General features: G+C 62.4%; 11 protein-coding genes. 10 read left to right on the top strand and 1 reads right to left on the bottom strand.

Going from position 1 to position 13,407, the window contains the following annotated elements; translation table 11 throughout:
- Nucleotides 1-6 precede the first annotated feature (6 nt).
- Nucleotides 7-705, top strand: a complete 699-nt coding sequence (locus ACS3WB_RS06110) for an ABC transporter ATP-binding protein (protein WP_438274669.1) — start codon at nt 7-9, stop codon at nt 703-705.
- Between the two features lie 44 nt (nt 706-749).
- Here ACS3WB_RS06110 and ACS3WB_RS06105 read toward each other — a convergent pair whose 3' ends face one another.
- Nucleotides 750-1,007, bottom strand: coding sequence for a DUF3551 domain-containing protein (locus tag ACS3WB_RS06105; protein WP_438274668.1), 258 nt, complete (start codon nt 1,005-1,007; stop codon nt 750-752).
- Nucleotides 1,008-1,253: 246 nt separating this feature from the next.
- On the opposite strand from ACS3WB_RS06105, the gene pyrF reads away from it, so the two are divergent.
- The 9 genes from pyrF (at nt 1,254) to ACS3WB_RS06060 (ending at nt 13,405) form a co-directional block, all read left to right on the top strand.
- Complete coding sequence (pyrF, locus tag ACS3WB_RS06100; RefSeq protein ID WP_438274667.1) at nt 1,254-1,970, top strand: orotidine-5'-phosphate decarboxylase; 717 nt, start codon at nt 1,254-1,256, stop codon at nt 1,968-1,970.
- Nucleotides 1,971-2,092: 122 nt separating this feature from the next.
- The gene (locus ACS3WB_RS06095; protein WP_438274666.1) at nt 2,093-2,320 is read left to right on the top strand and encodes a hypothetical protein; all 228 of its coding nucleotides are present in this window, start codon (nt 2,093-2,095) and stop codon (nt 2,318-2,320) included.
- A 367-nt stretch (nt 2,321-2,687) separates the two neighbouring features.
- A complete protein-coding gene (dnaE, locus tag ACS3WB_RS06090; RefSeq protein WP_438274665.1) occupies nt 2,688-6,194 on the top strand; it encodes a DNA polymerase III subunit alpha in 3,507 nt (1,168 codons plus the stop codon).
- Between the two features lie 169 nt (nt 6,195-6,363).
- A complete protein-coding gene (locus ACS3WB_RS06085) occupies nt 6,364-8,835 on the top strand; it encodes a caspase family protein (RefSeq protein ID WP_438274664.1) in 2,472 nt (823 codons plus the stop codon).
- A gap of 360 nt (nt 8,836-9,195) precedes the next feature.
- The gene (locus ACS3WB_RS06080) at nt 9,196-10,194 is read left to right on the top strand and encodes a 30S ribosomal protein S2 (RefSeq protein WP_438274663.1); all 999 of its coding nucleotides are present in this window, start codon (nt 9,196-9,198) and stop codon (nt 10,192-10,194) included.
- A gap of 124 nt (nt 10,195-10,318) precedes the next feature.
- Nucleotides 10,319-11,242, top strand: a complete 924-nt coding sequence (gene tsf, locus ACS3WB_RS06075; RefSeq protein ID WP_438274662.1) for a translation elongation factor Ts — start codon at nt 10,319-10,321, stop codon at nt 11,240-11,242.
- Between the two features lie 55 nt (nt 11,243-11,297).
- Nucleotides 11,298-12,014 (top strand): UMP kinase, encoded by a 717-nt coding sequence (pyrH, locus tag ACS3WB_RS06070; RefSeq protein ID WP_438274661.1) that lies wholly within the window; start codon nt 11,298-11,300, stop codon nt 12,012-12,014.
- A gap of 49 nt (nt 12,015-12,063) precedes the next feature.
- Nucleotides 12,064-12,627: a ribosome recycling factor gene (frr, locus tag ACS3WB_RS06065; RefSeq protein ID WP_292611750.1), complete on the top strand. Its 564-nt coding sequence runs from the start codon at nt 12,064-12,066 to the stop codon at nt 12,625-12,627.
- Between the two features lie 19 nt (nt 12,628-12,646).
- A complete protein-coding gene (locus tag ACS3WB_RS06060; protein WP_438274660.1) occupies nt 12,647-13,405 on the top strand; it encodes an isoprenyl transferase in 759 nt (252 codons plus the stop codon).
- The last annotated feature ends 2 nt before the right edge of the window (nt 13,406-13,407 follow it).

Genomic DNA, 13,407 nt, shown 5'->3' with positions numbered 1-13,407 from the left:
GCGGACATGGAGCACGGGGAAAAGGAGATACCGGTTGTTTATCTGCACGATATCAAACGACAATACACGCAGGGCGAAACAAAACTGACCATTCTGGACGGCGCGAAGCTTGCTCTATGGGCGGGCCAGTCCGTCGCGCTCGTGGCCCCCTCGGGATCCGGCAAATCGACCTTGCTGCACATCGCCGGGCTGCTCGAGAGTCCGGATGCGGGGGAAGTTTATATCGGGGGAACCGCGACGTCAGGCCTCTCGGATGTGGAGCGCACGCAGATTCGGCGCACCGATGTCGGGTTCGTCTACCAATCTCACCGCCTTCTTCCGGAATTCACGGCGCTCGAAAACGTCATGCTGCCGCAGATGATCCGCGGCCTCAAACGGTCGGAGACGATCAAACGCGCGCGCGAAATTCTCGCCTATCTCGGTCTCGACGACCGCGTCACCCATCGGCCGGCGGAGTTGTCGGGCGGCGAGCAGCAGCGTGTCGCGATCGCACGTGCCGTCGCCAACGCGCCGCGGGTGCTGTTGGCTGATGAACCCACCGGCAATCTGGATCCCCACACCGCGGATCATGTTTTCAATGCGCTGATGCAACTCGTGAAAGCCACGCGCGTGGCAATGCTGATCGCGACGCACAACATGGAGCTCGCGGATCGGATGGACCGGCGGGTCTCGCTCGAGAACGGTCAGGTTGTCGAACTGGATTGAGGCGGCGAGGCCCTCCCACCAAGCCGGGCCCTGGCATTTCTGAATCAACGGTTGTGCCGTCGGTGCCGCCGTCGATTTGAGTCGCCTTTCGGGCTGGCGAAAAACGGATTCTCCTGGCACTGGGCGGGAAGGCCGGATGCCAACCGCCTGCATTGTGCGAAGGTCGTGTACCCGCAATCGTTATACGAGATGACGGGCCCGTAAACCACCATGCAGACCGGATAACGGCTGTCCCAGGCCTGTGCGTGAGCGGTTCCGCACGAGCACATTATGGCTGTAGCAATCAGGAGTGCTGCGCGCATGGATTGAATCCGGGCAGTGGATGGTCACTGATAACGCTTTCAGCGAGCGTTCGGGGCCTTCCGGATCGTTTAAAAGGCTGTGCAGGGATTATAGCGACGCCTTCTCTGCCTCGATATATTCTTGTGTGAAACGGCTTCGTGTAGCAAAACGCGACCCTGGCCTTTAAAGTTTATCGTTCGGTCCGACGGTCATGTCGGCCTAATCGCCTGGAAATCCCGATGGCAATCGCAGCGGCAGCTTGAGATATGACAGACTCGCTCGATCTCGCCCGCGAGAAGCTGATCGTCGCTCTCGACTACTGGAACGTGGAGGACGCGAAGAAGCTCGTTCGCGACCTCGGCGACGAGGTGTCTTTTTACAAGATCGGTTTGGGTCTCCAGCTTGTCGGCGGAAACGAGTATGCCAGGGAACTGATCGCCGAGGGCAAGCGGGTATTCCTGGATTACAAATATTACGACATCGCGGAGACCGTCCAGCGCGCGGTCGCGCAAGCAGCCAAGCTGAATGTCACCTTCCTCACCGTCCACGGCGTTACGAGCATTATGAAAGCCGCGGTCGCCGGCCGCGGCGACTCCGACATGAAAGTTTTCGGCGTCACCGTGCTGACGAGCATGGATGCCGACGACATCAGCGAGATGGGCTTCGAATGTAACGTTGAAGACATCGTGATCGCCCGCGCCAGGAAGGCGCTCGAGGTCGGGGTCGACGGCGTCATCGCATCCGCCCTGGAAGCCGCCGAGCTTCGCAAGCATACGCGCAACAAGCTGATGATCGTTTCGCCCGGTATCCGCTCGAGCGGCGGCGAGCGGCACGACCAGAAGCGGGTGGCGACACCGTCCGAAGCCATCCGTGCGGGAGCCGATTATCTGGTGCTGGGCAGACCCATTTACGCGGCATCGGACCCGAAAGCCGCCGCCCGGACAATCATCCGGGAGATGGCAGGCGCCCTGAGGCCGGATTGAGATTGTGCCGGGCGCTTGAACCTGATCAAACAAATCGCAGTTTGGCTAGCTGAACAATAAAGGCTATTCCCTTGCCGAGATGACGTAAGGTGATGGCCAAACCAGGCATCTTGAGGAAACGAATGAGCGAACAAAAAAAGCGTGATCGTCGGACCGTGGCGGTGATTGAGTCGGAGACGCTGGTTCGTCCGGACGGGCGTGCCGGTATCAGGTTGCTGTTGCTGGACCAGGATACCGAGGAAGAAGAATCAATCGTATTCGAGGTCAGCCTTCTAGGTATTGCCCGGTTTCGCAAGGACCTGGACGTCGCAGAACAGCATATTCTCAAAAGCCGAAATCAAACTCCCTAGTCTCCCTCATTAACCATCGGAGTTATTCGACGAACTGGCAGGTGGTCCCGCCCTTGACTTTGAGAACAAAACATAAACAATGTTCTTGTTATGTTTCATCACGGGAGGACATCATGCTGAGAATGTTTGTGGAGGAGGCGGCGGCGCTGGCCTCGATCGTCCTGTTCGTTGGAATGGTGGCCGTCTGGGCGCAACTCATTCCGCAGCTGTCGTGAGCGAGCGCCGTCGTTCCCGACGATCTGGGGAAAGCCGGAATACCTCATGATCGAGCCGGGGTTTCGCATGGACATGCCGGGTGCAAGTCACCACCATCCGCTGGCGAGTCGGCTCGGGCCGTCAGCAAATAACCTGCATCCGATGAACACCCATGATCCAGAAGTCCGCAACCGCCAACGCCGGTTTTGTTCACCTGCACGTCCATTCGGCCTATTCGCTGTTGAAGGGCTCGATCAAGATCCAGAAGCTGGCCGAACTGGCCAAGGCCGACCATCAGCCGGCACTGGCGCTCACCGACACGGACAATATGTTCGGTGCGCTGGAATTCTCCGATAAGGTCGCGGGTTACGGGATTCAACCGATCGTCGGGTGTGAACTCGCGGTCGATTTCGGCGATCAGGACCCCACGGCGCGCAGCGTGCTTCCCTTTGCCCGGATTGTGCTGCTGGCGGCGCGCGAGGCCGGTTATCGCAATCTGATGCGGTTGAATTCCCGGGCGTTCCTCGAAACCCCGGTGCATCAGACGCCGCATATCAGGGCGGAGTGGCTTCGGGACGAAAACGAAGGGTTGATTGCCTTGACCGGCGGCCCCGAGGGACCGGTGGCGCTGGCGTTCAATGCCGATCTGTCCGCTCTTGCGGCTGCGCGCTGCGACCAACTCGCCGGCATTTTCGGCGACCGGCTCTATGTCGAACTGCAACGTCACGGCCTCGACAAGGAACGGCGCGTCGAAGGCGCGTTGATCGATCTCGCTTATGCCAAGGGGCTGCCGCTGGTCGCAACCAACGAACCTTATTTCGCCACCTCCGAAGACTACGAAGCCCACGATGCCTTGCTGTGTATCGCCGGCGGCCGCCTGGTCGCGGAAACCGACCGCGATCAACTGACGCCGGATCATCGCTTCAAGACCCGCGCGGAAATGGCTGTGCTGTTTGCCGACATTCCGGAAGCGCTGTCGTCCACGATTGAAATTGCGGAGCGCTGCGCATTCCGCCCCCTCACGCGCAAGCCGATCCTGCCGAATTTCACGGTGGGCGCCGCCGCCGACATGGCTGATGCGAAAAACGACGAGGCCGCCGAACTGCGACGTCAGGCGGAGGAGGGGCTGGCCAACCGCTTGGCGGTTCACGGTCTTTCGCAGGGAATGACGGAGGAGGATTATCGCGCGCGTCTGAGTTTTGAGCTCGATGTCATCACCCGCATGAACTATGCGGGCTACTTCCTGATCGTTGCGGACTTCATCAAGCACGCCAAATCCGAGGGCATTCCGGTGGGACCGGGCCGCGGTTCCGGCGCCGGCTCGCTGGTGGCTTATGCGCTCACCATCACCGACCTGGATCCGATCCGGTTCGGTCTGCTGTTCGAGCGCTTCCTCAATCCCGAACGCGTGTCGATGCCCGATTTCGATATCGATTTCTGTCAGGAGCGGCGCGGCGAGGTCATCGACTACGTGCAGAAGCGCTACGGCCGCGATCAGGTCGCGCAGATCATCACCTTCGGAACGCTCCAGGCGCGCGGTGTGCTCCGTGATGTCGGCCGTGTGTTGCAGATGCCTTACGGTCAGGTCGACAAGCTGACCAAACTGGTTCCGCAAAATCCGGCGGCGCCTGTTACCCTGGCAGCGGCGATCGACAGCGAGCCGAAGCTTCAGGCGTTTCGCGACGAAGACCCGGTAGTGGCGCGCGCGTTCGACATCGCCCAACGCCTCGAAGGGCTGACGCGTCATGCCTCGACTCATGCGGCGGGCATCGTGATCGGCGACCGTCCCTTGAGCGAACTGGTGCCGATGTACCGCGATCCGAAGTCGGACATGCCGGTGACCCAGTTCAACATGAAGTGGGTCGAGCCCGCCGGACTCGTGAAGTTCGATTTTCTCGGCCTGAAGACGCTGACCGTTCTCGACGTCGCCGTGAAGCTTTTGAAGCAGCGTGATATCGACATCGATCTCGCCACGTTGCCGCTCGACGATGCGGCGAGTTACCAGATGCTGACGCGGGGCGACGTGGTCGGCGTGTTCCAGGTTGAAAGTCAGGGCATGCGGCGGGCGCTGGTGGACATGCGCCCGGACCGCTTCGAGGACATCATCGCACTGGTCGCGCTGTATCGGCCGGGACCGATGGCGAACATTCCGACCTACTGTGCGCGCAAGCATGGTGAGGAAGAGCCGGAATACCTGCACCCGATGCTGGAGCCGATCCTGAAGGAGACCTTCGGCGTCATCATCTATCAGGAACAGGTGATGCAGATCGCGCAGGTCATGGCCGGCTATTCGCTTGGCGACGCCGACCTGCTGCGCCGCGCGATGGGCAAGAAGATCCGCGCGGAAATGGAAAAGCAGCACGCGGTTTTTGTCGCCGGCTCTGTCAAGAACGGCGTGCCAAAGGCGCAGGCGGAAACGATTTTCGAATTGCTGGCGAAGTTTGCCGATTACGGCTTCAACAAAAGCCATGCCGCAGCTTACGCGCTCGTGTCCTATCAGACGGCGTACATGAAAGCGCATCACCCGGTCGAGTTTCTGGCGGCGTCGATGACGCTCGATATGAGCAACACCGACAAGCTGTCGGAGTTTCGCGCCGAGGCCCACCGCCTCGGCATCAAGGTCGAAGCGCCCTCGATCAACCGCTCCGGCGCGACCTTCGAAGTCAGCGATGGCGTCATCTGTTATGCGCTTGCGGCGCTGAAAGGCGTCGGCGCGCAGGCGGTCGAACAGATTGTCGAAGCGCGCAACACCGGTATGTTCACCTCGCTGGCCGATTTCGCCGCCAGGGTGCCGCCACGCGCGATCAACAAGCGCGTGATCGAAAGTCTCGCTGCCGCGGGCGCGTTCGATGCGCTCGAACCCGATCGCGCGCGCGTGTTCGCCGGTGCCGAGGCGATCCTCGCGGCATGCCAGCGCAGCCACGAAGCCGCGATGCTCGGTCAGGACGACATGTTTGGAGGCATGGCGGATGCGCCGGCCATCATGCTGCCCCAGGTCGAGCCCTGGCTGCCTGCCGACAGGCTGAGGCGTGAGTACGAGGCCGTCGGGTTTTTCCTGTCCGGGCATCCGCTCGACGACTACGCGACCGCGTTGAAACGGTTGCGCGTCCAGTCATGGGCTGAGTTTTCCCGCGCGGTGAAAACCGGCGCGACCGCCGGCAAGGTCGCCGCAACGGTCGTCTCGCGAATGGAACGGCGCACCAAAACGGGCAACAAGATGGGAATCCTCGGGCTCTCAGACCCGACCGGTCATTTCGAAGCTGTGCTGTTCTCGGAAGGGCTGGCGCAATTTCGCGAGGTGCTCGAACCGGGGGCGGCGGTGCTGCTGCAACTCGGCGCGGAACTGCAGGGCGACGAGGTTCGCGCCCGGATTCTGCACGCGGAACCGCTGGATGATGCGGCGGCAAAGACCCAGAAGGGCCTTCGGATTTTCCTGCGCGATACCAAACCGCTGGACTCGATCGTGAAGCGACTTCAGGGACCCGAGAATGACGATCCGGCAGGGCTCACCAGGGTGCCCGCACCGAGGCCATCCGGTGACGGCGACGTCTCACTGGTGATGCTGCTGGATCTCGAGACCGAGGTGGAAATCAAGCTTCCGGGCCGTTTTCGGGTCTCGCCGCAGGTCGCAGGCGCCATCAAAGCGGTTTCGGGGGTCGTGGACGTCCAGGCACTCTAAGCCGATCTCGACTGCCCGGATTCACACCCCTCGCTCGAGAGAGCGGCCTTACAGATAACCGCTTTTTTGGAGTGCCTTGTTCGGACCGCTTTTCGTTCAAATACTGTTCAGACACCCGCGCGCTGAATACCTCGAATTCATGTTTGGCTGTTGGTAGGGCAGAACGATCATGCGCCTGAACGCAAGCTTCGCAATCTTTGTGTCATGTCTGCTGCTCCTCGGTGCGTTCTCGATCCCGAGCGCGGCTGTTGCCCAGCAACAGGAAAAGCGTATCGCGCTTGTGATCGGAAATGGTGCTTATACCAAGGTGCCGCTCGCAACGGCGGCCAATGACGGCGGGTTGATCGCGCAGACCTTGCAGGCGGCGGGCTTTGACGTCACCGGCGCCCGCGACCTCGATGGCGACACGTTGCGCGGTGCGTTCCGCGATTTCATGAAGAAGGCGGAAACATCCGGCCCAGATACCGTCGCGGTGGTTTATCTCGCGGGTTATGGCCTCCAGTTTTCCGGTGAGAACTATTTCATCCCGGTGGATTCGACGATCGCGCATGACACCGATATTCCAACCGAGGGCTTGCGCATCGGCGATTACATGCGCCAGCTCACAGCGTTGCCGCTAAAGCTCAGCGTCGTCATGCTGGACATCGCGCGCGAGCAGCCGTTCATCGAAGACGGATCGATTGCCAGCGGCCTGGCGCTCGTCGAACCTAATCCGCGGATGCTGATCGCATTCAACGCTGCGCCGGGCACGGTCGCGCCGGAAGAGCCGGGGCCCTACGGCGCCTACGCGCAGGCGGTGGCTGAAATGATCCGTACCGGCGGCCTGCCGCTTCCCGAGTTGTTCAACCGCGTGCGCTTGCGCGTCAACGAGAACACCAAGGGCGCGCAAGTGCCATGGGATACGCAGAAGGTCGACGATGCGCAATTCATGTTCTTCGATCGTGCGCCGGATGCGCCAGCAGTCGCATCGTCTGACCAGGCAGCGGCGGTGCGTGACAAACCGATCCGTGATCTCGGCGCCTCGGATGCCTATCTGGCCGCGCTCGATCGCGACACCTTGCAGGGTTATGAGGATTTCATCGCTGCTTATCCCCAGGACCCGATGGCGAAGCGGGTCAGGGCGATTATCGCGGCGCGCCGCGAGGCGATCACCTGGCGGCGCAGTTATCGGGCCGACACGCCGGACGCCTACTGGTCATACCTGCGACGCTATCCGCGAGGGCCTCACGCCGCTGATGCGCGGCGCAGGCTTTCGATCCTGTCGGCTGCGCTCGAGCCGCCGCAAACATTCACGATGCTGGACTACGATGTTCCGCCGCCGCCTTCCGACGAGATTGTCTACGTCGACCGGCCGGTGCTGATGTTCAGTGATCCGGATTTCGATTTCGCGCCGCCGCCACCGCCACCGGTGTTTTTCCTGCCTCCGCCGCCACCGGACTTCGTCGTGCTGGAGCCGCCACCGCCGCCGATCGGATTGTTCTATCTGCCGAGCCCGTTGTTCGTGCCGATACCGGCCTATGTCAGCGCCCCGGCTTACGTTCGGCCTCCACCGAACAACATCATCTTCACCAACATTCACAACACGACGGTGATCAATAATGTCATCAACCGTCCGCCGCCCGCGGCAAATCCGGCAGCGCCTTTGGTGAACCCGGCTGGGCCCGGCGCCAGAATAGGTCCGGGACGGACTCCGGCCGCGCGAGATCAGGTCAGCCAGCCCGCTGTACATCCAGGACCCGCGCTCCCCGCCGCGGTGATGCGGAAGGCAACTCTGATCCAGGAAGGGAAAGCGCCGGTCCCGCCGAGCGCGTCGATTAATCCGGCTACAAAAGCCGGATCGTTCAGAAGGTCGACGGACAGGCCACCCGGACCGCGCCGTGCTCTGCCTGCGGCTGGCGGCACACAGGCTCAGCCGGCTGCTCCGCAACCGGCTACGGCTCACCAGGCCCCGGCCTCGAACGGGCACCCGCCGGCCACGGCGGCGCAGCCCGGCGAGCCAGCGCCAGGCCGGGATTCGATCCCGGATTCGACCGGCAGGCAGTTCCCGAAAACCAACGCGCTGCCGGTGCCCGGCATCAGGGGTACGCCGCCGGCGCCCGGTGCGGCGACGCCCAGACCTGGACCAAAATTTGGACCTGGCGCAACCGTTCCTGAGACGGGACCGGCTTCCGGTGTTCGAGGATCGCCGGTCACCGGGCCGGGCGGCAGAGCATCCGGTCCCGCCGCGCCACAACCTGACGCTGCAAGGCTGCGGCCACGAGGGCCGCAAGCTGAACCGCAAGTCCGAAGGTCGACGCCGCCATCCCGCATGGCTCCAACGGCTGTCGCGCCGCTGTCACGGGCTGCTCCCAGGTCCGCTTCGCCGCGTCCACATGCACCGCCGCCACGCGTCGCCTCGCCGCCGCGTCCTGCGCCGCATGTCGCACCGCCGATGCGGCGGATGGCGGCGCCTCCGAGACCTGCGCCGCCGCGGTCAGCACCGCATGCGGCACCGCCGCCACGAATGGCGCCACCTCCACGCGCCGCACCTCCGCCAAGGGCTGTCGCGCCGCAACGGGCGCCGCCTGCAGCCCATTCGGCGCCGCCACCTCGTGGCGGACGTGGAGCCAAAAAGTGCCCGCCGCACGTTGACAAATGCTAGCAGCGACGCCGGTTCGGATTCGTCCCTTTACCGGCGTTGTTTTCCGGATACGGCTGGAGGCTTCTCTTCTGATTGAATCAGAAGCGAAGCTCCAGATTATTGTTTTGAGGCGTTTCTTCCTGCGAACCGTCCATTCCCTGGGTCAGGCCCGAGGACATGCTTCGCCCGAAAACGCGATAAGGGCCGGAAATCCTTGCGCCAGGGCAGGGCGGCGGTTATAAGCCCCGCCATCTCACACGGAAACATGGCCTAAACAGCCGTCCGGTGGCAGCCGGGCCGCATTCCTTTTGGTTGATGCCTTTTGGTTTGATGGCTTGCCTGCTCACACGTTTCCGGAGGAACCAACCGGAGAATTGAACCATGGCGCTTCCTGAATTTTCCATGCGCCAGCTGCTTGAGGCTGGCGTTCATTTCGGCCACCAATCGCACCGCTGGAATCCGAAAATGTCGGATTACATTTTCGGTGCGCGCAACAACATCCATATCATCGATCTCGCGCAGACCGTGCCGCTGCTGCATCGCGCGCTGCAGGCCGTCAGCGATACCGTCGCCAAGGGTGGCCGCATCCTGTTCGTCGGCACCAAGCGTCAGGCGCAGGACGGCGTTGCAGAGGCCGCGAAGCGGTCGGCGCAGTACTTCGTCAATTCGCGTTGGCTCGGCGGCACGCTGACCAACTGGAAAACGATTTCCGGCTCGATCAAGCGGCTGCGCCATCTCGATGAGGTGCTCGGCTCGGGCGACGCCAATGCCTACACCAAGAAGGAGCGTCTGACGCTGCAGCGCGAGCGCGACAAGCTCGATCGCTCGCTCGGCGGAATCAAGGACATGGGCGGTCTGCCGGATCTGATCTTCGTGATCGACACCAACAAGGAAGACATCGCCATTCAGGAAGCCCAGCGGCTCAATATTCCCGTCGCGGCGATCGTCGACACCAATTGCGATCCGAAAGGCATCACTTATCTTGTGCCCGGCAATGACGACGCCGGCCGCGCCATCAGCCTGTATTGCGACCTCATCGCACGCGCGGCGATCGACGGCATTTCGCGCGCCCAGGGCGAGTCCGGCGTTGATATCGGCGCTTCGGTTCAGCCGGTGCAGGAGGAGCTTCCGGCTGCCGCGCAGCCATCAGGCTTCCAGGGCCTTGCGGGTCCGCGGGGCGTCGCCGACGATCTCAAGAAACTCACGGGCGTATCCGGTGCGATCGAGAAGAAGTTCAACGACCTCGGCATCTTCCACTACTGGCAGCTCGCCGAGCTCGATCACGATACCGCGCACAAGATCGGCGAAGAGGTCGGGCTTCCGAGCCGGGCCGACGGCTGGGTCGCTCAGGCCAAGACGCTGACGGCCGAAGCGGAATGATGCGACGGGTGGCGGTTTCAGCGGCCACCCTCTTTCATAATAAATTTTCTGACTTGTTTCCTGAGTAGAGACGGCGGCCGGCGAGTTGCGCCGCAGTCTCCTGACAGGCAAAGGGCACACAGCAATGGCGACAATCACCGCAGCGATGGTCAAGGACCTGCGCGAAACCACCGGCGTGGGCATGATGGATTGCAAGCAGGCGCTGACGGAAAACAACGGTGACATGCAGGCTGCGATCGACTGGCTGCGCAAGAAGGGGCTGTCCAAGGCCGCCAAGAAGGCCGGCCGCGTCGCGGCCGAGGGCCTGATCGGCACCGTCACCAGTGGCAACAAGGGCGTCGTCGTCGAAGTCAATTCGGAAACGGATTTCGTCGCGCGCAACGACCAGTTCCAGGGGTTGGTCAAGATGGTGGCGCAGGTCGCCCTCAGCGTCGGCGCCGATGTTGAAGTGATCAAGGCGGCCAAGATCGGGAGCGCCACGGTGGAGACGGCCATTTCGGATGCGATCGCCACCATCGGTGAGAACATGACGTTGCGTCGCGCGGCCTTGCTCGAAGTCAGCAAGGGAATTGTCGCAAGCTATGTCCACAATGCCGTCATCGACGGCGCCGGAAAAATGGGCGTGATCGTCGCGCTTGAGTCGGCGGGCAACGCCGATGAACTGGCCGCGCTCGGCCGCCAGATCGCGATGCATGTCGCGTCCTCGAACCCGCTTGCCATCGATCCGTCGGGGGTCGATCCCGCCATCGTCAAGCGCGAAAAGGACATCCTCGCAGACAAGTTCCGCCAACAGGGCAAGCCCGAGGCCATGATCGAGAAGATCACCGAGTCCGGCCTGAAGACTTTCTTCAAGGAACAGACCCTGCTGGAACAGCCGTTTATCTTCGACGACAAGAAAAGCGTCGGTCAGGCGCTCAAGGAGGCCGAAGCTAAGGTCGGCGCGCCGGTGAAGCTGACGGGCTTTGTGCGCTACGCCCTCGGCGAGGGCATCGAGAAAGCTGAATCCGATTTCGCGGCCGAGGTGGCCGCGGCTGCCGGACAGGGGTGACGCCGGGCCCGAACGGGCGGAGACACAACTAGACTCACGGCGGAGCTAACGCATCATGGATGAGCCGGCCTATCGTCGCGTTGTCGTTAAACTGTCCGGGGAATATCTGGCGGGCTCGCAACCCTTCGGCATCGACCAGCCGACCATCGATCGAATCGCCGGCGATCTGACCGCGGCGCGTGAACTGGGAACCGAAATCGCGGTTGTCGTCGGTGGCGGCAACATATTCCGGGGCGTCGAGGTATCGTCCCGCGGCGTCTCGCGGCCGACCGGCGATATGATGGGAATGCTTGCGACCGTCATGAACTGCCTTGCGCTGGAGGCAGCCCTCGAACGACGCGGGCAGTCGGCCCGCGCCCTGTCCGCCTTCGTGATGCCCGAAGTCTGCGAGCTTTTCACCCGCCGCGCGGCGCACAAATATCTTTCCGAGGGCCGCATCGTTCTGCTTGCCGGCGGCACCGGCAATCCCTTTTTCACGACCGACACCACCGCGGTTCTTCGCGCCGCGGAGATCGGCGCGCAGGCCGTGCTCAAGGCGACGAACGTGGACGGCGTCTACAGTTCGGACCCGAAGAAGGATCCGTCTGCCAAACGGTTCGAGCGGTTAAGCCACTCGCAGGCGCTCGAAGGCGGCTATAAGGTCATGGATGCGACGGCTTTCGCGCTTGCCCGCGAGACCTCGCTGCCTATCATTGTGTTCTCGATCGCGGAAGCGGGCTCGATCGGCGCCATCCTCAGAGGCAACGGGCGCGGGACGATCGTCGCCAGTTGATCAGTGTCGTCAGGTTGGGTGTGGGTCAGGTTTCGGATTGGAGAGTAGCATGGCGTCGGGGAATTTCGATATCGGCGAACTGAAACGCCGGATGCAGGGAGCGACGCAGTCTCTCAAGCATGAGCTGGGTAGCTTGCGGACCGGGCGGGCTGCATCGTCGATGCTCGATCCTGTGCAGGTGGAGGCCTATGGCAGTCACATGCCGTTGAACCAGGTGGCGACGATCAGTGTCCCCGAGCCGCGCCTTCTGTCGGTGCAGGTCTGGGACAAGTCGATGGTCAAGGCGGTGGAGAAGGCGATCGTCGACTCCAATCTTGGACTGAGCCCGGCCACCGAAGGCCAGGTGCTTCGGCTGCGCATCCCCGAGCTCAACGAGGAGCGCCGCAAGGAACTGGTGAAGATCGCGCATAAATATGCCGAGGCGGCCAAGGTGGCGGTTCGGCACGTCCGGCGTGACGGTCTGGATGCGATCAAGAAACTTGAGAAGAATCACGAGATTTCTGAAGACGATGAGAAGCGCCTTGCGAACGATGTTCAGAAGGCGACGGACGGGGTAATCTCCGAAATCGATCAATTGCTGGCGGGCAAGGAAAAGGAAATCCTCACCGTTTAGCCGGGACTGGACTGACCTGATGTCGAACGCTGTAGCGCCTGCAATCGAGGGATCGGACCAAGCCGATACGCCGCTGCACGTTGCGATCATCATGGATGGCAACGGCCGATGGGCGGCCGCAAGAGGGTTGCCGCGCGCGGAGGGGCATCGTCGCGGGGTCGAGGCGCTGAGACGCGTGGTCCGTGCCGCAAGCGAACTGAATATTCTTTATCTGACGATTTTCTCTTTCAGCTCCGAGAACTGGTCGCGGCCTCCGAGCGAGATCAATGATCTCTTCGGCTTGCTGCGAAGGTTCGTCCGCAACGACCTGGCGACGTTGCACCGCGACGGGGTGCGCGTGCGAGTTATCGGCGAACGTGCAGGGTTGGAGCCCGATATCAGCGCGCTGCTGACCGAGGCGGAGGAACTGACCAAGGACAACACCCGCCTCAATCTCGTGGTCGCGTTCAACTACGGCTCGCGGCAGGAAATCGCGAACGCCGCACAGCGACTTGCGCGTGAAGTCGCGGACGGCAAGCGCGATCCGGCCACGATCGACGCCGACACGCTTGGTCGATATCTGGATGCGCCGGATATTCCCGACCCCGATCTGATCATTCGCACCAGCGGCGAGCAGCGGTTGTCGAATTTCCTGATGTGGCAGGCGGCCTATAGCGAGTTTGTGTTTGTCCCGATTCACTGGCCGGACTTCGACAAGACCGCGCTCGAAGGCGCCATCGCGGAATATGCCAGACGCGAGCGCCGTTTCGGCGGGCTGGCTGCGAAGACCGGGTCGTGACG

It is taken from the genome of Nitrobacter sp. (assembly GCF_051535215.1).
GTDB lineage: Bacteria > Pseudomonadota > Alphaproteobacteria > Rhizobiales > Xanthobacteraceae > Nitrobacter.
This window is presented reverse-complemented; position numbering and strand designations above follow the sequence as displayed.

Excerpts from the sequence above, each read along its gene's own strand:
- dnaE (WP_438274665.1), top strand. The coding sequence starts at position 2,688 with ATGATCCAGAAGTCCGCAACCGCCAACGCCGGTTTTGTTCACCTGCAC.
- tsf (WP_438274662.1), top strand. The coding sequence starts at position 10,319 with ATGGCGACAATCACCGCAGCGATGGTCAAGGACCTGCGCGAAACCACC.
- ACS3WB_RS06080 (WP_438274663.1), top strand. The coding sequence starts at position 9,196 with ATGGCGCTTCCTGAATTTTCCATGCGCCAGCTGCTTGAGGCTGGCGTT.
- pyrF (WP_438274667.1), top strand. The coding sequence starts at position 1,254 with ATGACAGACTCGCTCGATCTCGCCCGCGAGAAGCTGATCGTCGCTCTC.
- ACS3WB_RS06110 (WP_438274669.1), top strand. The coding sequence starts at position 7 with ATGGAGCACGGGGAAAAGGAGATACCGGTTGTTTATCTGCACGATATC.
- pyrH (WP_438274661.1), top strand. The coding sequence starts at position 11,298 with ATGGATGAGCCGGCCTATCGTCGCGTTGTCGTTAAACTGTCCGGGGAA.
- frr (WP_292611750.1), top strand. The coding sequence starts at position 12,064 with ATGGCGTCGGGGAATTTCGATATCGGCGAACTGAAACGCCGGATGCAG.
- ACS3WB_RS06085 (WP_438274664.1), top strand. The coding sequence starts at position 6,364 with ATGCGCCTGAACGCAAGCTTCGCAATCTTTGTGTCATGTCTGCTGCTC.
- ACS3WB_RS06105 (WP_438274668.1), bottom strand. The coding sequence starts at position 1,007 with ATGCGCGCAGCACTCCTGATTGCTACAGCCATAATGTGCTCGTGCGGA.
- ACS3WB_RS06095 (WP_438274666.1), top strand. The coding sequence starts at position 2,093 with ATGAGCGAACAAAAAAAGCGTGATCGTCGGACCGTGGCGGTGATTGAG.
- ACS3WB_RS06060 (WP_438274660.1), top strand. The coding sequence starts at position 12,647 with ATGTCGAACGCTGTAGCGCCTGCAATCGAGGGATCGGACCAAGCCGAT.